Genomic DNA, 20,046 nt, shown 5'->3' with positions numbered 1-20,046 from the left:
CGTCAGGCCGGGGTGAGGGCCGCCAGCGCGCAGCCGTCGGGCGTCACCCGCAGCACCGAGCCCTGCTCATACCAGTCGCCCAGCACGATGCGGGTGCGGCCGTGGCCTGCATCGTGGATCGCCGGGCGATGGGTGTGGCCGTGGACCATGCGGCGCACGCCGTGGCGCTCGAAGAAGGCCTGCACCGTGGCCGGCGCCACGTCGCCGATGGTCTCGGCCGCGCCCTGGGCCAGCAGCTCGCCGTAGCGCGCCTGGCTGGCCGCGCGCGCCTGCGCCGCGAACGCCAGCCGCGCTGCCAGCGGCTGCGCGAGGAACTGCGCTTGCCACTGCGGGTCGCGGGTCTGCGCGCGGAACTGCTGGTAGGCCGTGTCATCCGTGCATAGCAGGTCCCCGTGCAGCAGCAGCGTGGGCGTGCCGTACAGGTCCACCACGGTCGGGTCGTCCAGCAGGGTCATGCCGCAGCGCGCGGCATAGACATCGCCCAGCAGGAAATCGCGGTTGCCGCGGATGAAGTAGACCGGCACGCCCGATGCCACCAGCGCGTGCAGGCGCGCGGCCACGAAGGCGCCGGCTTCGGATGGATCGTCGTCGCCCACCCAGGCCTCGAACAGGTCGCCGAGGATGTAGAGCGCGTCGGCGCCGCGCGCCTCGCCGTCGAGGAACGCGCCGAACAGCGCAGTGATCTGAGGACGCGCAGGATCGAGGTGGAGATCGGAGACGAACAGTGTGGTCATCGCGCGATTGTAGACCCGCGCCCGGAACCGCCGCGGGCCGCGCGGTAAAATCATCCGCTTGTCGATCGCCCCGTGGCACTCCATGACCGTCCGCACCCGCTTTGCCCCGTCCCCCACTGGCTACCTGCACATCGGCGGCGCGCGCACCGCGCTGTATTGCTGGCTGTATGCGCGCCGGCATGGCGGGCAGTTCGTGCTGCGGATCGAGGACACCGACCGCGAGCGCAGCACGCAGGCGGCGATCGACGCGATTCTGGAGGCGATGGACTGGCTCGGGCTGGATTACGACGAGGGGCCCATCTACCAAACCCAGCGCCTCGACCGCTATCGCGAGGTGGCCGAGCAGCTCATCGCCGCCGGCCACGCCTACTACGCCTACGAGACCAAGGAAGAACTCGAGGCCATGCGCGAGGCGGCGATGGCCGCGGGCGGCAAGCCGCGCTACAACGGTGCCGCGCGCGAGGCCAATCTGCCCTGGCGGGACGATCCCAACCGGGTGATCCGCTTCAAGAATCCGCTGCACGGGACGGTCGCCTGGGACGATGCGGTCAAGGGCCGGATCGAGATCGCCAACAGCGAACTGGATGATCTGGTCATCTTCCGCAGCGACGGATACCCGACCTACAACTTCGCGGTGGTGGTGGACGACATCGACATGGCCATCACCCACGTGGTGCGCGGCGACGACCACGTCAACAACACCCCGCGCCAGATCAATATCTACCGCGCGCTGGGCGCGCCGGTACCGGTGTTCGCGCATCTGCCGATGATCCTCGACGAGCACGGCGCCAAGCTGTCCAAGCGCACCGGCGCGGCCGACGTGATGCAGTACCGCGACATGGGCTATCTGCCACACGCGCTGCTGAACTACCTGGTGCGGCTGGGCTGGTCGCATGGCGACCAGGAAGTGTTCACGATCGCCGAAATGCAGGCCCTGTTCGATCTGGCCGATGTCAACGCCAAGGCGTCACGCATGGATCCGGCCAAGCTCGGCTGGCTCAACCAGCAATACCTGAAGTCGGACGATCCCGAGGCCGTCGCCCGGCATCTGGTGTGGCACCTGCAGCAGGCCGGCTATGACCTCGCCCGCGGTCCGAAGCCGGCGGAGCTTGTGCTGGCCCTGCGCGAGCGCGTGCAGACCCTGAAGGAGATGGCGGAGAAGTCCGCGGTGTGGTTCCAGCCGCTCACCGTCTATGACGCAGCCGCGGTGGCCAAGCATCTGGTGCCCGCGGCGCGCGCACCGCTGATGGACGCGCGCGCGCGCCTGGCCGCGTTGACGGACTGGACCCCGGAGGAGATCACGGCGGCTCTCAAGAGGGTCGCCGAGGCGCAGGGCATCGGCATGGGCAAGATCGCGCAGCCGCTGCGGGTGGCCATCACCGGCACCCAGGTCAGTCCGGACATCGGCTGGACGGTGTATCTGTGCGGGCGTGACGAGGCGCTGGCGCGGATCGACGCGGCCCTCGCCAAGATTCCCGCCGGTGCGTGAGAAACCCGCCATGGCCAAGCCGCACGCCTGCACCGACCCCCGCCACCACGTGCACGACGCGCGCGGGTTCGTGGCCGCGGTCGAGCGCGCGTGTGGCGAACGCGGGCTGCGCCTCACCGCGCCGCGCGCGCGCGTGCTCGGCCTGATCGCGGAGGCCGGACAGCCGGTCAAGGCCTACGACCTGCTGGACCGCTTCCGCGCGCTGGAGGAAGGCGGCAGCGTGGCGCCGCCCACGGTGTATCGCGCGCTGGATTTCCTGCTTGCTAACGGCTTCATTCACAAGCTGGAGTCGATCAACGCGTTCGTCGCCTGCCACCATCCGAACGCGGCCCAGCATTCGGTGCCGTTTTTGATCTGCGACCGCTGCCATTCCGCGACTGAGCTGGAGGACGCCAGCATCGTCGCCCAACTCGACGCGGCCGCGCGCGCGCTGGGCTTCGCGCCGCAGGCGCAGACGCTGGAAGTGCACGGACTGTGCGCGCGCTGCGCGAAGGCGGAAGAACGCGCCGCCGCGGAGGGTTGAGCCGCCCCCGCGAGGAAACCCCGCACCCGCCGCGGCCGGCGGGTGGCGCTGGGTCCTCAGAAGAACACGCGCACGCCGAAGCCGACGCTGCGGCCGGGCAGCATCACCTGGTCCTTGAGGAACGAGGTATGCACGCGTGCCACCTGGTTGGTCAGGTTGCTGCCGTCCGCGAACAGCTCCCAGCTGAGGTTGCCGCTGTCGAAATGGCGGGACAGGTGCGCGTCCACCAGGGTGTGGCCGGCGGTGGGCGTTTCGTTGGCGGCCACGTCGCTCTGGCGGCTGGTGCGGGTGGCGCCCAGCGCGACGCGCCAGCCTGCGTGCTGCCAGCGCAGCTGCGCGCCGAGCCGGGCCGGCGCGATCCGCGGCAGGTTGCCGCCGCCGTTGGCGAGGGTGGCGCGCACGCTGTCGCCGAACACCCGCAGGTCCCAGTCACCGCTGTCGTTGCGGGCGAGGTGGAAGCTGGCCTCGCCCTCCAGCCCGCGGAAGCGCGCATTCGCCTGCGTCCACTGGCGCACCGGCAGGTCCTGGTCGCCTTCCGCCCAGTACCAGGTATTGCCGGTGTCGGCCAGGTAGATGAAGTTGTCGAAGCGGTTGTAGTAGGCCGACACCTTGGCCTCCACCCAGTCGGCTTGGTACTGCAGGCCCAGCTCCAGCTGGTTGGCGGCTTCCTTGCGCAGGCCGACGTTGCCGATCTCGTAGGCGAGGGTGGCGATGTGCGGGCCGTCGGAGAACAGCTCTTCCTCCACCGGCGCGCGCTCGGCGCGATCGAGGTTGAGGGTCAGTTTCCATGCGTCCGACAGCTTCCAGCCGCCGGCCAGCGACAGGCTGAGCGGGCGGAAATCGCGGCTCGCGGCGTCCACCGGGCTGGACTTGACGTTGTCCACGCGCGCGCCGAGGTCGAGCTGGAAGCCGTCCCAGCTGCGGCGGGCGACGCCGAATACGCCCCAGGCGCGGGTGCTGGTCTGCGGCACGAAGGCCTCTTCGCCGATCGCGAGGAAGGTGCTGGCCGACAGCTGGGTGCCGAGCGCGCCCTGCCAGCCGCCGCGGCTGCCGAAAGTGGCCTCGACCCGGCCCTCGTTGGCGTTCTTGCGGAAGCGGGTGCCGGGGGTGTCGCCCTCGAACTCGGTGTGCTCGTAGCCGGTGTGCGCCAGCGAGAAGCGCAGGCCGTTGCCCGCGCCCCACAGGTCGTTCAGCGCGCCCTTGGCCTCGTAGCGGTCCTGGTGCATCTTCAGGTACACCCCGCGCTCGCCGAGGACGGGGTTGCCGGGTTCGCCCGGGTTGCCGTATTCGTCGTTGAAGCGCGAGGCGGACAGGCCCACGTAGCCCCAATCGCCCAGCAGCGAGCCGCCCAGCGCGCCGCTGCGGGTGTCGATGAACGAGTTGTACTGGCGGCCATCGGGGGTGGTGTAGTCGGGGGCGTGGCGGTACACCGCGTCGGCGTGCAGGGCGACGCGGTCGTTGCCGCCGTCGATGCGCGCCATCGTGGTGTTGCCGCCCTGGTCGCCGCCGAAGAAGCGGGTCTCGGCGCGGCCGCTGAAGCCGTTGTCGACCGGGCCATTCGGGATGCGGCCATCGACCACGTTCACCGCGCCGCCGATCGCGCCGCTGCCGTACAGCAGGGTGGACGGGCCTTTCAGCACCTCGATCTGGTCGGCCAGGAACGGCTCGATCGCCGGCGCGTGGTCCTGGCTGACGGTGGACACGTCCTGGCTGGACAGCCCGCCGGACAGGATGGCCACGCGCGGGCCGTCCAGGCCGCGGATGATCGGGCGGCCGACCCCGGGCCCGAAGTTGGAGCTCTGCACGCCGGGCACGCTGGACACGGTTTCGCCCAGGGTGGCGGCGCGGTTCTCGTCCAGGCGCGCGCCCGCGAGCACCTCGGTCGGCTTGCTCAGGGTGTCCGCGGTGTCCTGCAGCGCGCTGGCGGTCACCACCACACCGGCCAGGTCCTTCACGTGCTTGTCCTTGGCGTCGTTCTGATGGCGGGTGTCGCTGCCGGGTGGGATGGTCTGTGATGCCTGCTGGGCGTGCAGCGGCAGGGCGGCGAGCAGGGCGATAGCGAGCAGGGTCTGGCGGGGCATGAGGGGTGGATGGCAGGAGGAAGTGGGGGATGTGATTGATATGTTATACTGTATCAATCGAAACAGCCGATATCTGCCGGAAGTCATGTCGCCGCAACGCCTGCAATGGCTGGACCGCCTCGGCGCCGCCGGGTCGCTGCTGTGCGCGATCCACTGCGCGCTGCTGCCGCTGGCGATCGCCCTGCTGCCGTCGCTGGGCGTGGCGGTGCTGGCGGGCGACGGTTTCGAGCAAGGGTTCGTGGCCTTCGCCAGCCTGTTCGCGCTGTTGGTCCTGGGCTGGAGCTACCGCCGCCACCGTGCCCTGCGTGCGCTGGCGCTGCTGGCGCCGGGGCTGGCGCTGCTGTGGTGGGCGGTGCTGTATCCGCCGCTGCATGCCTCGACCTGGCCGCATGCGCTGGTGATGACGACGGGCGGAACCTTGGTCGGGCTGGCGCACTGGGCCAATCTACGGCTGAACCACGCGCAGGCCGATTGCCGGGCATGCGCGCGCGGCGCGTGCTAAACTTGCGCCCCTCGCGCGCGGCGCGAACCATAATCACGATATTCGATCCAGGAGCAGCACGATGGGCAAGGGCGACCGCAAGACCGCCAAGGGCAAGCGCTTCAATGCCAGCTACGGCAATGCGCGGCCGAAGAAGATCATCAAGTCGGCCGGCACTGCCGCCGCCCCGGTGGTGAAGAAGACCGCTGGTAAGGCCGTGGTCAAGAAAGCGGTGAAGAAGTCGGCGGCCTGATCCGACGCCTGCCGCAGATCGCGACGAAACCCCGCCCAAGCGGGGTTTCGTGCGTCTGGGCGAAGCAGGATGCGGCTCAGCGGCGGGCGCCGGCCTCGATTTCGCCCCATACCCGCAGCAGGTTGCCGCCGAGCAGCTTGCGGATGTCGGCATCGGTGTACCCGCGCGCCTGCAGCCCGGCCACCAGGTTCGGATAGTCGGCCACCGATGCCAGGCCTTCGGCCAGCTCGCCGTCCACGCCGTCGAAGTCCGAGCCGATGCCGACGTGGTCGATGCCGATCAGCTTCACCCCGTAATCGATCTGGTCCAGCACCTGCGCCAGCGTGCTGGTACGCGGCGGGTGCTTGGGCGCCCAGTCGCGGTCGAACGCGGCGCGGTCCAGCGGCGGCTTGCCCTGCGCGATCAGCTCGGCATTGTGCTGGTTGAACGCCTGGCGCGCGCGGAAGAAGGCCTGCATGTCCTGTGCGGCCTCGGGGCTGATGAAGCCGGTGCCGAACGGGATCTGCACCACGCCGCCGCGCGCCGCTATCGCCTTGGCGATTTCGTCGCTGATGTTGCGTTCGAAGCCGGGAGTGAAGTGGCGGAACGCGGAATGGCTGGCGATCACCGGCACCTTGCTCAGCCGGATCGCCTCCAGCGCCGAGGCGTCGCCCAGATGCGAGACATCCACCATCATGCCGAGGCGGTTCATCTCCGCCACCACCTGGCGGCCGAACGGGCTCAGCCCGTTCCAGCGCTTCTCCTGCGCATAGGAAGAGTCCGCGATGCGGTTGGCCGCGCTGTGCGCCAGGGTGATGTAGCGCACGCCGCGGTCGAAGAAGAACTGGACGTTGCTGGGATCGTCCCCGAGCGGCGCGCCGTTCTCCATGCCCAGCGGCAGCAGCACCCGCCCGCCCGCGCGCAGGCGCGCCACGTCGCGCGGCGAAGTGAGCAGCGCGAACTTGTCGGGATGCCGCTGCACCAGTGCCTGCACTGCGTCGATCATCTCGTTGGCCACCTGCCAGGCGCTGCCGTCGGCGTCCTGCGCGGGCGAGGTGTAGATCGACATGAACGCCACGTCGAGCCCGCCGCGCCGGGCCTTGACGTAATCGAACTCGCGGTCGGGCTGCTCGCGGTCGAGGTCGGCCCAGTGCTCCAGCAGGCGGGTGGGCGCATCGATGTGGGTATCCACGATCACGGCCTGCTGCGCCAGGCGTTGCGCGGCCTGCGGCGCCTGCGCGTGGCAGGTGAAGGTGAGCGATAGGCAGGCGGCGAGCAGGGGCAGGCGCATGGTGGGCTCCTTGGGTCAGGACAGCGGGCGGCCGGCGACGTACACGCGCTCGGCTAACTGGCCGCCGAGCCAGTAGCACAGCTCGGCGGGGTGGGAGATGTTCCACAGCACGAAATCGGCGCGCAGCCCGGCGCGCAGCTGGCCGCGGTCGGAGAGCCCGAGCGCGCGCGCGGCGTGCACGGTGGCGCCGCGCAGCGCTTCCTCGGGCGTGAGCCGGAAGTGGGTGCAGGCCAGCTGCATGGCCTGGCGCAGCGACAGCAGCGGCGAGGTGCCGGGGTTGCAGTCGGTGGCCACCGCCATCGCCACGCCGTGTTCGCGCAGCAGTGCGATGGGCGGCAGCTTGGTCTCGCGCAGCACATGGAAGGCCCCGGGCAGCAGGATGGCCACCGTGCCGTGGGCCGCCATCGCGCGCACGCCGTCGGCGTTGGTGTACTCCAGATGGTCCGCGGAGAGCGCCTGGAAGCTGGCGGCCAGCGCGGCGCCGCCAAGGTCGCTGAGCTGGTCGGCGTGCAGCTTCACCGGCAACCCCAGCGCGCGCGCGGCTTCGAACACGCGCCGGGTCTGCGCCGGGGTGAAGCCGATGCCCTCGCAGAAGGCGTCCACCGCATCCACCAGCCCTTCCGCGTGCAGGCGCGGCAGCCAGGTGATCACGGCGTCGATGTAGCCATCGGGATCGCCGGCGAACTCCGGCGGCAGCGCGTGCGCGCCCAGGAAGGTGGTGCGCACGGTGATGCCCAGCCGCTCGCCGATCCGGCGCGCCACGCGCAGCAGCTTGCGCTCGCTGTCGAACTCCAGGCCATAGCCGGACTTGATCTCGAGCGTGGTTGCCCCGTCCCGCAGCAGCGCGCAGGCGCGTGGCAGCGACTGCTCCAGCAGGGCTTCCTCGCTCGCGGCGCGCACCGCGCGCACGCTCGACAGGATGCCGCCGCCGGCGCGGGCGATGTCCGCATAGCTGGCGCCATTGAGGCGCAGGTCGAACTCGTGTGCGCGGTGGCCGGCAAAGACCAGATGGGTATGGCAGTCGATCAGGCCGGGTGTCAGCAGGCGGCCTTGCAGATTCTCGACGCGCAGGGCATCGCCGGGCGGCAACGCATGCCGTGGCCCGACCCAGGCGATGCGGCCATCGGCCACTGCCAGCGCACCATCTTCGATCAGACCGTATGGCGCATCGCCGTCCAGGGTCGCGAGGGTGGTGTGGGTCAGGAGCAGGTCCCAGCGCTGGGCGGGCATCAGTCGGTTCCGTTGGGCGCGTGTTGCGTGCGTCCGATTATGGCAAAGGCAGGCCTAGAATGACGGCTTTGCTTGCCTCGGAGGAGTGCCATGCAAGACGCCGTCAGCGCGGCGCATCCTGTGTCTCTGGAAGGCTGGGGCGGCCGGGTCGATCTGCCCGAAGACGCCTCCACCCGGCGCTGGCACCAGTGGGTGCGTGCGCTGCCTGTGGACGCTGCGCCGGGCGTGGCGCTGCTCGGGTTCGCCTGCGACGAGGGCGTGCGCCGCAACCACGGCCGCGTGGGGGCGGCGGAGGGGCCGGCTGCACTGCGCCGGATGCTGTCCAACCTGCCGGTGCTGGACGAGGCGCCGCTGTACGACGCCGGCACCATCGCCTGCACCGACGGCGATCTGGAAGCGGCACAGGCGCGCTACGCGCAGGCGCTGGCCGGGCTGCTGGAGGCCGGCCATCTGCCGGTCGGCCTCGGCGGCGGCCATGAGATCGCCTATGCCAGCTACCTGGGCCTGGCGCAGTTCCTGGGCACGCGCCGGCCGCGGGTGGCGATCGTCAACCTCGATGCCCATTTCGACCTGCGTCGGCAGGCGCAGGCCAGTTCCGGCACGCCGTTCCTGCAGGCGATCGAACACGCGCGCGCCAATGGCCTGCCGCTCGAGTACTGGGTATACGGCATCAGTGCGGCGTCCAACACGCGCGCGCTGTTCGAGACCGCCGACGCGCTGGGCGTGCACTATGTGCGCGACGACGAACTCGGCCTGCTGGCGTTGCCGCAGCGGTTGACCGAACTGCAGGCGAAGCTGGCCGGCGTGGATGCGGTCTATCTCACCCTCGACATCGACGCGCTGCCGCAGGCGGTGGCGCCGGGCGTGAGCGCGCCGGCCGCGCGCGGAGTATCGCTGGAGGTGGCCGAGCCGCTGCTGGATGTGATCGCGGCCAGCGGCAAGCTGCGCCTGCTGGACGTGGCCGAGCTGTGCCCGCGCCTGGATCGCGACGATGCCACCGCGCGGGTGGCCGCACGCCTGATCCACCGCGTCACCCACGCGGCCTGGCGCGCGCGCGGCGGCTGAACTTCAGGGCGCCTCGCGCAGCGCCGGACGCAGCGGCGCCAGGTCGCCGTCGTTTGCCGCCGGCGGCAGGCGCAGCAGGTGCGCCAGCAGCGGATACACGTCCACGTTGTCGAACGCCGGCAGCACGGTGCCGGCGCGGAACGCCGGGCCGTGCGCCACGAAGGTGGCGCGCATCGACGGCAGCGCCGGGTCGAAGCCGTGCGAGCCGCGGTCGCCGGGGCGGCGCTTGGCCTGCCAGCCGGGATACAGCGCGTCCCAGCCCTCGTCCATCAGGCATACGATCGGCGGGATGCGCGGGTGCGTGCCGTAGTGCCAGCGCTCCGGCAGGGCGTCCTTGCGCCAGCAGCTGTAGTGCGGGTGCCGGCCCAGCAGGCGCGCCTCGGCCTCGGCCTCGTGGCCCGGCAGCGGGCGCACGCCCACCACCTGGCCGGCGGTCTCCACCTCGGCGATGTCCGCCGGCACCATCGCGTCCACCGCCACCACCTGGCCGTTCGGCACCCGCGCCATGCCGTGGTCGGAGACCACCACGATGTTGGTGGCGTCCAGCATCCCGCGCCGGCGCAGGCCGTCCACCAGGCGCGCCAGTGCCGCGTCCACCTCGGCCAGCGCCGCCCGCACCGGCGGGCTGTCGGGGCCGCCGTCGTGCTCGGCGTGGTCCACCTGGTCGAAATACAGCGTCATCAGCGCCGGCCGCTGCGCCGGCGGAAGGTCGAACCAGCCGAGCACCCGGTCCACCCGCGCGGTCGGCGTCATCTTGGCGTCGAAGGCATGCCATTCGTCCGGGCGCACGCCGCGGATCGCGGCTTCGCTGCCCGGCCAGAACATGGTGGCGGTGCGCAGCCCGGCCTTGTGCGCGGTGACCCAGATCGGCTCGCCGCCGTCCCACCAGCGGCCATCGCCCACGGCCTGGCGGTCGTTCAGCGAAAAGCGCCCGAGCTGCGGATCGCGCATGGAGTTGTGGACGATGCCGTGGTGGTCCGGGCGCAGGCCGGTCACTAGGGTGTAGTGGTTGGGAAAGGTCAGTGACGGGAACGAGGGATTCATCCACTGCGCGCGCACGCCGGTGTCGGCCAACTGGCGCAGGGTGGGCAGGCGCGGCAGGTCGTCCGGATGCAGGCCGTCGATCGACACCAGCAACACCGGCGCGATGGCCGGCGCGGGCGCCTGCGCGGCGGTGGGCGCGCGGGGGGCGGGAGAGGTGGCGCAGCCAGCCACGGCCAGCAGCGCGGCGACGAGCAGGGGGGGGAGGAAGGGGCGCATGCGCCGATGATAGCCGGCGGCCATGACCGGCCGGTGGCGGGCGCGATGCGATAATCGCGGCATTCTCTGCAGGAGATCGACGATGTCCCACCGCCACGACCCCTCCCGCCGCATCCGCGCCCCACGCGGCAGCACGCTGACCTGCCGTTCGTGGCTGACCGAGGCGCCGTTCCGGATGTTGCAGAACAATCTCGACCCGGACGTGGCCGAGCGCCCGGAGGACCTGGTGGTGTACGGCGGCATCGGCCGCGCCGCGCGCGACTGGGAGTGCTTCGACAAGATCCTGGAGACGCTGAAGACCCTCGGCGACGACGAGACCCTGCTGGTGCAGTCCGGCAAGCCGGTGGGCGTGTTCCCCACCCACGCCGACGCGCCGCGGGTCTTGATCGCCAACTCCAACCTGGTGCCGCACTGGGCGACCTGGGAGCACTTCAACGAGCTCGACAGGAAGGGGCTGATGATGTACGGCCAGATGACGGCCGGGTCTTGGATCTACATCGGCTCGCAGGGCATCGTGCAGGGCACCTACGAGACCTTCGTGGAGATGGGCCGCCAGCACTACGGCGGCTCGCTGAAAGGGCGTTGGATCCTCACCGCGGGGCTCGGCGGCATGGGCGGCGCGCAGCCGCTGGCGGCCTCGCTGGCCGGCGCGTGCAGCCTGACCATCGAATGCCGGCAGTCGAGCATCGACTTCCGCCTGCGCACCCGCTACGTGGACGAGCAGGCCACCGACCTCGACGACGCCCTGGCCCGCATCGAGAAGTACACGCAGGCGGGCGAAGCGAAGTCCATCGCGCTGCTGGGTAACGCGGCGGAGATCCTGCCGGAGCTGGTGCGCCGCGGCGTGCGCCCGGATGCGGTGACCGACCAGACCAGCGCGCACGACCCGGTGCACGGCTATCTGCCGATCGGCTGGAGCGTGGAGCAGTGGCTGGCGGAGCAGCAGACCAACCCCGACAAGGTGCGCGATGCGGCCAAACGCTCGATGCGCGTGCATGTCGAGGCCATGCTGGCATTCCAGCGTATGGGCGTGCCGGTGTTCGACTATGGCAACAACATCCGCCAGATGGCGTTCGACGAAGGCTGCACGAACGCCTTCGATTTCCCCGGCTTCGTGCCGGCCTACGTGCGCCCGCTGTTCTGCCGCGGCATCGGCCCGTTCCGCTGGGTGGCGCTCAGCGGTGACCCGGAGGACATCTACAAGACCGATGCCAAGGTGAAGGAACTGATCCCCGACGATCCGCACCTGCACCGCTGGCTGGACATGGCGCGCGAGCGGATCAGCTTCCAGGGCCTGCCGGCGCGCATCTGCTGGGTGGGCCTGGGCCTGCGCCACAAGCTGGGCCTGGCCTTCAACGAGATGGTGCGCAACGGCGAGCTGAAGGCGCCGATCGTGATCGGCCGCGACCATCTGGATTCCGGCAGCGTGGCCTCGCCGAACCGCGAAACCGAAGCCATGCGCGACGGCAGCGATGCGGTGAGTGACTGGCCGCTGCTGAATGCCATGCTCAACGTCGCCGGTGGCGCGACCTGGGTGTCGCTGCACCACGGTGGTGGTGTCGGCATGGGCTACTCGCAGCATGCCGGCGTGGTGATCGTCTGCGACGGCAGCGAGGCCGCCGACCGGCGCATCGCCCGCGTGCTGTGGAACGACCCCGGCACCGGCGTGATGCGGCATGCCGACGCGGGCTATGAAATCGCGCGGCAGTGCGCGCGCGAGCAGGGCCTCAAGCTGCCGATGCTGAACGACTGACGGACCCGTTCGCCAGGCGCGCGCTCACGGCGAGACGATGTCAGCGTGCATCGGCGCCAGCCGGTTTGGCACGTTGTCATCGATAGTCATGCAGCGCAGGGTGGAAGCGGATCGGGACGCGCGTGCGTGTGCCCTTTATCTGCGATGGTGAGCGTTATGGTGATTTGCGCCGGCGCGCAGTTTCCCTGGCATGTCTCTAGACTGGGCGACCGTACTGATTTCGAGAGCTTGCGGTCGATGCGATTGCGCCTGGTGTGTCTGCTGCTTGTCCTGCTGCTGGGTGCCTGCGAGCGTTCCTCGCCCCCGCCGGCGCCGCCCGCCGTCGCACCGGCTTCGCCGCCGGCCCCGCGCGTGCAGCGCAAGCCGCAGGCCGAGATCGACTGGTCGCCGGAGGTGCGGCTGGAAGCCGGGGATGCGTGGATCGACTGCAGCCCTGATTACCATCATGGCGATGGTCGTCCGGTGCTGTCGCTGGCCTATCTCGATCTCCGCAAGGTCATGCTGGATTGCCGCGCAACCGGCCTGCTCCGGCTGCGCTACAAGGGCAAGATCACGCCCAGTTTCGCCGCGCTGGCGGAGCGCACCGGCAAGATCGCCTCCGATCTCGGGATCGGCAAGCGTATCCTCGACATCGACTCCGGCGGCGGCAGCGTCGAGGCGGCGATGCGCGCCGGCGATGCCATCGGCGAGAACGACTGGACGATCTGGGTGCGCGGCGATTCGGTTTGCTACAGCGCCTGCGTGCTGATCCTGGCGGCTGGCGACATGCGCGTGATCGTCGGGCCGGTGGGCATCCACCGCATGATCGCGCTGCAGTCGCCGGCGCGCTCACGCCGCGAGCTGGGCGAGGCGCTGCGCCGGATCAGCGACGAACTGCGCAACTACCTCGAACGCAATGGCGCTTCGATCGAGGTGTACGACCTGATGACCACGGTGCCCAACCGCAAGCTGCGCATCCTGACCGATCAGGAGCTGGAGTCCTTCGGCTTGTCTGGGGCGAATGCGGTGGAGGACGATCTCGACCGCATCCGCCTGGCGCAGACCTGCGGCACGGCGTTCCTGCGCCGCCGCGATGCCTTCCGCCGTGCCTTCGAGCAGCAGTGCCTGCAGCCGGCCGACGCCGCGCACCAGGACGTGGCCGAGATCAACGCCTGCGGGTTGGCCTTGCGCCAGCACTACGGCTTTCCCGATGCCAAATGTCCGCTGGATAGCCCGATGTCCGAGCTCGACGGGGCGGTGCTGGCGATTCCTCCCGTCGCGCCGCCGCCGCAGGCGGTGCCGGATACGTCCGCCGCGGCGACGGAGCAGGCGGGCGATCAGGCGGCTGCCGCGCACGCGCGGTAAGCGCGTCAACCTGCCTTCACCCGGATCTCCACGGCGCCCACCCGCACCCGCTGGCCGGCGCGGATCTTGGCGGTCTTGCGCAGTTCCAGCGCGCCGTCCACCTGCACCACGCCGCTGGCCACCAGCTGCTTGCCGGCGCCGCCGGAGTCGCACAGGCCGGCCAGCTTGAGCAGCTGGTTGAGTTCGATGAAGTCGCGGTCGAGGGTGAAGTCGATGGTGGGCATGGTGGACATGGCGGTCACGGCAGGGGGATGCGGGCGCGGATGCCATCGCGTTCGATCACCACGCCCTTACGGTCGATCGCCACCACGGCGAGGCTGCCGCTGCGGTCGCCTTCGCCCATGCGCACACCGTCGAGGATGACGAAGCGGCGGGCGGGGTCGGCGTCCCACATGTGCATGCTCAGCCTCACCGGCGGCAGGCCGGTGCTGGCGATATCGGGGATGGCATCCGGCGCGGGCGTGGGCGCGGGCGTGGGAGGCGGCGGGACGACAGCGGCCGGCGGTGGTGGCGACGGGCGCGAGGCGGCCGCGATCGGCGCGGCTGGCGGTGCGGCTGTAGCAGCGACGATGCGGATGGGCGCGGGGCGCGCCACCACCTGCGGCAGCGGCGTGGCGAGACGCGGTGTTTCGGCTGCGGGGCGGGCGACCGGGGCGCTGGCCGGCGACGCGCTGGCGACCACCGGCGCACGCCCGCGCAGCGCCAGCCAGAGCGCCAGCGCCAGCACGGCCAGCGCGATCGCGCCCAGCCATGGCCACGGACGGGCGGCGCGCGTGCGTGAGGGCGGCGTCGGCGGCAACTCCAGCCGCAGGTCGGGCGCGCGGTCGCGGCGGCGCTCGGCTTCGGATTTGCGCAGGGCTTCCAGGATCAGCGACATCGCATCACTCCAGCGCCCGCTGCAGGCGCGGGCCGGGCAGACCGTTGGCCAGGGCCATCAGGGTCAGGCTGCCGGCCACGCCGTCCTCTGGCAGGCCGTGCGCGCTTTGGAAATCGCGCACGGCGGCGCGCAGGCGGGCGTCGTAGGCGGCGCCAGGGCGCGCGGCCTCCGGCAGCAGGCGCAGCCACAGCCAGTCTACCGCGCCGCTCCGAGTGCCCGGGCGGGGCGGGATTTCGAGCATGGCCGGGCCGCGCCACAGCCCGGCGTACGCACCGTCCCAGTGCGCCTGCAGCAGGCTGCGGTCGAGGTCGAACACGCGCGCGCCCAGGCGCAGTCGTACGGTGCGGGCATCCGCGCCCAGCAGCACCGCCCAGGCGCCGGCGGCACCGTCGCGCAGGCGCAGCAGCAGCGGGCGATCCACCGCCATCAGGGTGTCCAGCCGCGCGCGGCCCTGCACGCAGTGCAGGTCGGGCGCCGTCGCGACAGGCGTGCACGGGCCGTCGGGATCGACGGTGATCGCCTGCGCCGGCAGTCCCCATAGTTGCAGCAGCGCCTGCCAGGCCGGCGCGGGATTGGGGTCGGCGCGGCGCAGGTGTGTCGCCAGCGCACCGGCATCCAGCCGCGGGATGGACGCTTCGGCGGGCTTGGCGGTGGTGGTCGCGGCAGCCGGCGCGGGAGTCGCGGCAGGACGCGTCGCCGGGCGGCGCCAGGCCAGCCCCAGCAGCAGCGCGGCCAGCGCGATCACCGCCACGGCGGCGACGGCCGCGCCGGCACGCCGGCGCGGCGGGCGCATCGGCGGTGGCAGCACTTCGTCGGCGGCGGCGTCCACCAGCCGGCGGTCGAGCGTGAGCGCATCGCGCGCATAGCCGGCCAGCAGCGTGCGCTCGGCGATCACGTTCAACAGCCGCGGCACGCCGCCGGCGCGCGCATGCAGGCGGCGCACCGCGCCGGCATCGAACGGGAAGCGGGTGCCACCGGCCACCCGCCAGCGGTGGCGCAGATAGGCCTCGGTTTCGGCCAAATCCAGCGGCAGCAGGTGGTAGCGCGCGGTGATCCGCTGCGCCAGCTGGCGCAGCTCCGGGCGCGCCAGCAGGGTGCGCAGCTCGGGCTGGCCCAGCAGCACGATCTGCAGCAGCTTCTGGGTGTCGGTTTCCAGGTTGGTCAGCAGCCGCACCTGCTCCAGGGTGTCCGGCGGCAGGTTCTGCGCCTCGTCGATCAGCACCACTACCCGCAGGCCCTGGGCGTAGGCGTCCAGCAGATAGGCATTGAGCGCATCCACCAGAGCCTTGACGCTGCCGCGGCGGCCTTCGGTGGGAATCTTGAGCTCCTCGCAGATGGTTTCGAGCAGTTCCACCGGGGTCTGGCGCGGGTTCAGCACCAGCGCCACCCGCGCGTGCGGCGGCAGCTGCTCCAGCAGCAGCCGGCTCAGGGTGGTCTTGCCGGTGCCGACTTCGCCGGTGAGCTGCACGAAACCGCCGCTGCCGCCCTGGTCGATCCCGTACAGCAGATGCGCCAGCGCGTCCCGGTGGCGTTCGCTCAGGTGCACGAAGCGCGGGTCGGGGGTGAGCGAGAATGGCGGCTCGGTGAGGCCGTAATACGCCAGATACATGCCCCTAGCCTGCCATGTCTCGCGGTGCTTGGGTCAGTCGGCCACGTGGTGGGTTTCGCTGATCGCCGCCTGCTCGGCATGCGCCGGCCGCCGCCGCCCGGCCAGCAGGCCCTGCGCGAACACCACCGCCAGGATGATGGCCACGCCGGCGTAGAAGCGCGGCGAGAGCTCCTGCTGCTCGCCCAGCAGCAGCGCCGCCAGCAGAACCGCATAGACCGGCTCGAGGTTGATCGACAGCTGCGCGGTGAACGCCGACAGGTGGCGCAGCGCCACCAGGCACAGGGCGAACGGCAGCAGGGTGCAGGCCAGCGCCAGCACCAGCAGCCACAGCACGTCCAGCCCGGCCGGCAGCACCAGCAGTGGCCCGGCGAAGGTGGGCACCAGATGCGGCATCAGCGGCGCCAGCAGGCTCAGGGTGAGCACGCCGGCCCCCAGCTCCAGCGCGGTCACGGTGAGCGCGTCGCCGGCTTCCACCATGCGCTTGTTGAGGCTGGAAAACAGCGCCACGAACAGCGCCGACACCACCCCGGCCGCGATCCCCGCGTGCATCCCGGACGGCACCCCGCCGACCACCAGCCAGATCCCCGGCAGCGCGGCCAGCCCCAGCAGCAGGTCGCCGGGGCGGAACCGCTGGCGGGTCAGGGCCGGTTCCACCAGCGCGGTCATCGGAGTGGCAAACGCAATGCAGGTGGCCGCCACCGAGGCATTGGCCAGCTTGATCGCGCCGTAGAAGGTGAGCCAGTGCAGCGCGACCAGCGCGCCGATCCCGGCGTAGGCCCAGCGCGTGCGCGCCGGCATCGCGCGCAGCCCGCGCCAGACCCGCGGCAGCAGCGCCAGCGCGGCCACCACGATCAGCATCCGCCACCACACCAGCGGCAGCGCCGGCAGGGTGATCAGTTTCCCGAGGATGGCGGTGAAGCCCCACAGCAAGACACAGATATGGATCTGCCAGAGGGCGCGGGTAGTGTCGGGGGTTTGCATCCGCGCATTATCGGTGGACACCGTTTGCTGCGGGGCGTGACCGATGGCCGGTCGCGCCGCGGTCGTGACGCGGCATACTCGGGCTTTCCCATCGCAAGGACCCCCGACATGCGCATCGCCCCGCTGGCCGTTGCCCTGGCGCTGACCCTGGCCCTCGCTTCCCCGCTGCACGCGCAGCAGGCCGAGCGCACGGTATCGAAGCCGTTCCTGATCGACGACACCCGCCTCCAGCCATCCGCCCCGCTGCCGGACGCGGCGCGGCTGGCGCGCTTCGATGCGTTCGTGGAAGCGGTGCAGAAGCAGTTCCAGGTGCCGGGCGTGGCGGTGGCGATCGTCAAGGACGGTGAGGTGATCCTGGAGCGCGGCTACGGCGTGCGCGAGCTGGGCAAGCCGGCCAAGGTGGATGAACACACCATGTTCGCGATCGCCTCCAACACCAAGGCATTCACCGCCGCGGCGCTGAACATGCTGCAGGACGACGGCAAGCTGAAGACCACCGACCGCGTGATCGACCACCTGCCGTGGTTCCGCATGAGCGATCCGTACGTCACCCGCGAGATGCGCATCCGTGACCTGCTGGCGCACCGCAGTGGCCTGAGCCTGGGGGCGGGCGATCTGCTGTACTGGCCGACCACCACCTACACCACGCGCGAGGTGGCCGAGCGCCTGAAGGACGTGCCGCTGACCGGTGGTTTCCGCGAGCAGTACGCCTACGACAACATCCTGTTCGGGGTGGCCCAGCTGGTGATCGAGCAGGCCTCGGGGATGTCCTACAAGCAGTTCCTGCAGACCCGCATCTGGCAGCCGCTCGGGATGACCGAGACCCGCTACAACAGCGACGACCTCAAGCCCGGCGACAACGTCGCGGTGGGCCATGCGCTGTACGACTTCAAGGACCTGCGGCCGATCCGTGAGCCGACCAGCTGGCGCAACGTCTCCGGCGCCGGCGGCATCTATTCCAGCGTGCACGACCTGGCCAAGTGGATGAACCTGCAGCTGGCCGGCGGCGAGATCCCGGGCAGCGGCGGCAAGCGGCTGTTCTCCGAGGCGCGTCAGCGCGAGATGTGGACGATGCTGACCCCGATCCCGGTCGGCAAGCCGGCGGTGCCGGAGCTGGCGCCGACGGTGCCGAACTTTCTCGGCTATGGCCAGGGTTGGTATCTGTCCGATTACGCCGGCCACCGCCTGGTCTGGCATACCGGCGGCTGGCCGGGGCAGGTGTCGCGGCTGACCCTGCTGCCGGACGATCGCGTCGGCATCGTGGTGCTGACCAGCGCCGAGGTCGGCGCCGCGTTCAACGCGATCACCTTTGAAGCGCTGGACATGCTGCTGGGCAAGGACGGCCACGACTGGCTGCGCGCCTACGCGGCGGCGCAGGCCAAGTCCAAGGACAATGCCGACGCGGACTGGCAAAAGCATCTCGCCGCGCGCGACGCCGCCAGCACGCCGTCGCTGCCGCTGGCGAAGTACACCGGCACTTACCGCGACCCGTGGTACGGCGATGTCATCATCCGCCAGGGCAAGAACGGGCTGGAGATGCAGTTCAGCAAGACCGCGCAGCTGCTGGGTGATCTTCAGCACTGGCAGCACGACACCTTCATCGTGCGCTGGCGCGACCGCAGCCTGAACGCCGATGCTTTTGCCAGTTTCAGCCTGGATGCCGATGGCCGCATCCGCGAGCTGCGCATGCAGCCGGTCTCGCCGCTGACCGATTTCAGCTTCGATTTCCAGGACCTGCGGCTGGTGCCGGTGGCCGCGCCCAACGCCGGCCCTTGAGCCGGCGGTGTGCCTGCGACGTGGCTGGCTTCAGGCCACCGCGGTCGAGCGTGGCGCCTGTTCGGCGCGGCGTGCCAGCACGCGCTCGATGCGTGCGAACACCTCGCGCAGCACCGGCGCCTCGGGCAGCAGGGTGACCCGGAAGTGGTCGCGGTAGGGCACGTTGAAGCTGGTGCCGGGAACGATCAGCACGTCCTCCTGTTCCAGCATCTCCAGCGCGAAGGCGTGGTCGTCGAAGCCGGTCGCCGCCGCGCCGACCACGCGCGGAAAGCCGTACAGGGCGCCGGCCGGCGGCACCAGCGCCAGATGCTCGCTGGCCGCGCAGGATTCGATCAGCGCGCGCCGGGTTTCGTACAGCCGGCCGCCGGGGCGGCACAGCGCGGAGATGGTGTCCTCGCCGTGCAGCGCCTGCTCGATCGCGAACTGTCCCGGCACGTTCGCGCACAGCCGCAGCGCACCCAGCAGGTCCAGCGCGTGATGGTAATCGCCGCAGGCCAGGGCGTCGCCGGACAGCACGGCCCAGCCCACCCGCCAGCCGCAGGCGCGGTGCACCTTCGACAGCCCGCCGAAGCTCAGGCAGGGCAGGTCGCCGGCCAGCGGCGCCACCGGCTGGAAGGTGGCGTCGTCGTACAGGATGCCGTCGTAGATCTCGTCCACCAGCAGCAGCAGGCGATAGCGGCGCGCAATCTCCACGATCCGCTCCAGCAGCGCGCGCGGATAGCTGGCACCGGTGGGATTGTTCGGGTTGATCAGCACGATCGCGCGGGTGCGCGAGGACACCAGCGATTCGATCTGCTCGGGATCGGGCAAAAAGCCGTTGTCGCGGTCCAGCTTGTAATAGACCGGGCGGCCGTCGTTGAGGATGGTGGCCGCGCTCCACAGCGGATAATCCGGCGAGGGCACCAGCACTTCCTCGCCGGGATTGAGCAGCGCGCGCAGCGCGATGTCGATCAGCTCGGACACGCCGTTACCCACGAACACCCGCTCCGGGCTGGCGTTGGGCGTGCCGCGCGCCTTGTGGAACGCGGCGATCGCCGCGCGCGCCTCGGGCAGACCCTGTTGATGGGTGTAAGGATCGGTCCGTGCGATATGGTCGGCGATCGCCCGCTGCAGCGGCTCCGGCGCGCGAAAGCCGAATGCGCCGGGGTTGCCGATGTTGAGCTTGATCAGCCTGCGTCCCTGGGCCTCCAGCTCGCGCGCGCGGCGCGCCAGTTCGCCGCGAATCTCGTAGCGGACTTCGCTCAGGCGGGTGCGGGTGGCGATCTTGTGGCGGGGGTTGAAGGACGACATCGGGCGGACGTGGGCGTGGAAAGTGCCTAA

General features: G+C 70.9%; 18 protein-coding genes. 8 read left to right on the top strand and 10 right to left on the bottom strand.

Annotated elements, in window-relative coordinates; translation table 11 throughout:
• Positions 1 to 2: 2 nt before the first annotated feature.
• Positions 3 to 734: a UDP-2,3-diacylglucosamine diphosphatase gene (locus ML342_RS08935; protein ID WP_240126707.1), complete on the bottom strand. Its 732-nt coding sequence runs from the start codon at positions 732 to 734 to the stop codon at positions 3 to 5.
• An 82-nt stretch (positions 735 to 816) separates the two neighbouring features.
• Between ML342_RS08935 and gltX the strand changes: the two genes are divergently transcribed.
• On the top strand, positions 817 to 2,223 hold the full coding sequence (gene gltX / locus ML342_RS08930; RefSeq protein WP_240126706.1) for a glutamate--tRNA ligase: 1,407 nt from the start codon (positions 817 to 819) through the stop codon (positions 2,221 to 2,223).
• Between the two features lie 10 nt (positions 2,224 to 2,233).
• Complete coding sequence (locus ML342_RS08925; RefSeq protein WP_240126705.1) at positions 2,234 to 2,746, top strand: transcriptional repressor; 513 nt, start codon at positions 2,234 to 2,236, stop codon at positions 2,744 to 2,746.
• Between the two features lie 56 nt (positions 2,747 to 2,802).
• Here the strand turns inward: ML342_RS08925 and ML342_RS08920 are convergent, their stop codons facing one another.
• Positions 2,803 to 4,827, bottom strand: a complete 2,025-nt coding sequence (locus ML342_RS08920) for a TonB-dependent receptor (RefSeq protein ID WP_240126704.1) — start codon at positions 4,825 to 4,827, stop codon at positions 2,803 to 2,805.
• An 85-nt stretch (positions 4,828 to 4,912) separates the two neighbouring features.
• Between ML342_RS08920 and ML342_RS08915 the strand changes: the two genes are divergently transcribed.
• Both ML342_RS08915 and ML342_RS08910 read left to right on the top strand, forming a co-directional pair.
• A complete protein-coding gene (locus ML342_RS08915) occupies positions 4,913 to 5,329 on the top strand; it encodes a MerC domain-containing protein (RefSeq protein ID WP_240126703.1) in 417 nt (138 codons plus the stop codon).
• Positions 5,330 to 5,390: 61 nt separating this feature from the next.
• Complete coding sequence (locus ML342_RS08910) at positions 5,391 to 5,561, top strand: 30S ribosomal protein THX (protein ID WP_240126702.1); 171 nt, start codon at positions 5,391 to 5,393, stop codon at positions 5,559 to 5,561.
• A gap of 76 nt (positions 5,562 to 5,637) precedes the next feature.
• Here the strand turns inward: ML342_RS08910 and ML342_RS08905 are convergent, their stop codons facing one another.
• Together ML342_RS08905 and hutI are read right to left on the bottom strand one after the other, a co-directional pair.
• Positions 5,638 to 6,831 (bottom strand): dipeptidase, encoded by a 1,194-nt coding sequence (locus ML342_RS08905; protein ID WP_240126701.1) that lies wholly within the window; start codon positions 6,829 to 6,831, stop codon positions 5,638 to 5,640.
• Between the two features lie 15 nt (positions 6,832 to 6,846).
• Positions 6,847 to 8,061, bottom strand: coding sequence for an imidazolonepropionase (gene hutI / locus ML342_RS08900; protein ID WP_240126700.1), 1,215 nt, complete (start codon positions 8,059 to 8,061; stop codon positions 6,847 to 6,849).
• Between the two features lie 90 nt (positions 8,062 to 8,151).
• On the opposite strand from hutI, the gene hutG reads away from it, so the two are divergent.
• Positions 8,152 to 9,126 carry a formimidoylglutamase gene (hutG, locus tag ML342_RS08895; protein ID WP_240126699.1) on the top strand — a complete coding sequence of 325 codons (975 nt, stop codon included), beginning with the start codon at positions 8,152 to 8,154 and terminating at the stop codon, positions 9,124 to 9,126.
• A 3-nt stretch (positions 9,127 to 9,129) separates the two neighbouring features.
• Here hutG and ML342_RS08890 read toward each other — a convergent pair whose 3' ends face one another.
• Positions 9,130 to 10,386: an alkaline phosphatase family protein gene (locus ML342_RS08890; protein WP_240126698.1), complete on the bottom strand. Its 1,257-nt coding sequence runs from the start codon at positions 10,384 to 10,386 to the stop codon at positions 9,130 to 9,132.
• An 82-nt stretch (positions 10,387 to 10,468) separates the two neighbouring features.
• Between ML342_RS08890 and hutU the strand changes: the two genes are divergently transcribed.
• Together hutU and ML342_RS08880 are read left to right on the top strand one after the other, a co-directional pair.
• Entirely contained in the window at positions 10,469 to 12,139 is a 1,671-nt protein-coding gene (gene hutU, locus ML342_RS08885) for a urocanate hydratase (protein ID WP_240126697.1), read from the top strand.
• 237 nt (positions 12,140 to 12,376) lie between these two features.
• Positions 12,377 to 13,483, top strand: a complete 1,107-nt coding sequence (locus tag ML342_RS08880; RefSeq protein ID WP_240126696.1) for a COG3904 family protein — start codon at positions 12,377 to 12,379, stop codon at positions 13,481 to 13,483.
• 5 nt (positions 13,484 to 13,488) lie between these two features.
• On the opposite strand, the gene ML342_RS08875 is transcribed toward ML342_RS08880, so the two are convergent.
• Genes ML342_RS08875 through ML342_RS08860 form a run of 4 tightly spaced genes read right to left on the bottom strand, consistent with a single transcriptional unit; the run spans position 13,489 to position 16,950 of the window.
• Positions 13,489 to 13,707, bottom strand: coding sequence for an RNA-binding S4 domain-containing protein (locus ML342_RS08875; protein ID WP_240126897.1), 219 nt, complete (start codon positions 13,705 to 13,707; stop codon positions 13,489 to 13,491).
• A 14-nt stretch (positions 13,708 to 13,721) separates the two neighbouring features.
• The gene (locus ML342_RS08870; RefSeq protein WP_240126695.1) at positions 13,722 to 14,360 is read right to left on the bottom strand and encodes a general secretion pathway protein GspB; all 639 of its coding nucleotides are present in this window, start codon (positions 14,358 to 14,360) and stop codon (positions 13,722 to 13,724) included.
• Between the two features lie 4 nt (positions 14,361 to 14,364).
• The gene (locus ML342_RS08865; RefSeq protein WP_240126694.1) at positions 14,365 to 15,969 is read right to left on the bottom strand and encodes an ExeA family protein; all 1,605 of its coding nucleotides are present in this window, start codon (positions 15,967 to 15,969) and stop codon (positions 14,365 to 14,367) included.
• Positions 15,970 to 16,002: 33 nt separating this feature from the next.
• Complete coding sequence (locus tag ML342_RS08860) at positions 16,003 to 16,950, bottom strand: DMT family transporter (RefSeq protein WP_240126693.1); 948 nt, start codon at positions 16,948 to 16,950, stop codon at positions 16,003 to 16,005.
• Between the two features lie 108 nt (positions 16,951 to 17,058).
• On the opposite strand from ML342_RS08860, the gene ML342_RS08855 reads away from it, so the two are divergent.
• A complete protein-coding gene (locus ML342_RS08855) occupies positions 17,059 to 18,726 on the top strand; it encodes a serine hydrolase (RefSeq protein WP_240126692.1) in 1,668 nt (555 codons plus the stop codon).
• A gap of 30 nt (positions 18,727 to 18,756) precedes the next feature.
• On the opposite strand, the gene ML342_RS08850 is transcribed toward ML342_RS08855, so the two are convergent.
• Entirely contained in the window at positions 18,757 to 20,016 is a 1,260-nt protein-coding gene (locus ML342_RS08850) for an aminotransferase class I/II-fold pyridoxal phosphate-dependent enzyme (protein WP_240126691.1), read from the bottom strand.
• Between the last annotated feature and the right edge of the window lie 30 nt (positions 20,017 to 20,046).

The organism is Thermomonas alba (assembly GCF_022419205.1).
Taxonomy (GTDB): Bacteria; Pseudomonadota; Gammaproteobacteria; order Xanthomonadales; family Xanthomonadaceae; genus Thermomonas; species Thermomonas alba.
Note: the sequence above shows the minus strand (reverse complement) of the source record. Positions and strands in the feature narration are given on the sequence as shown.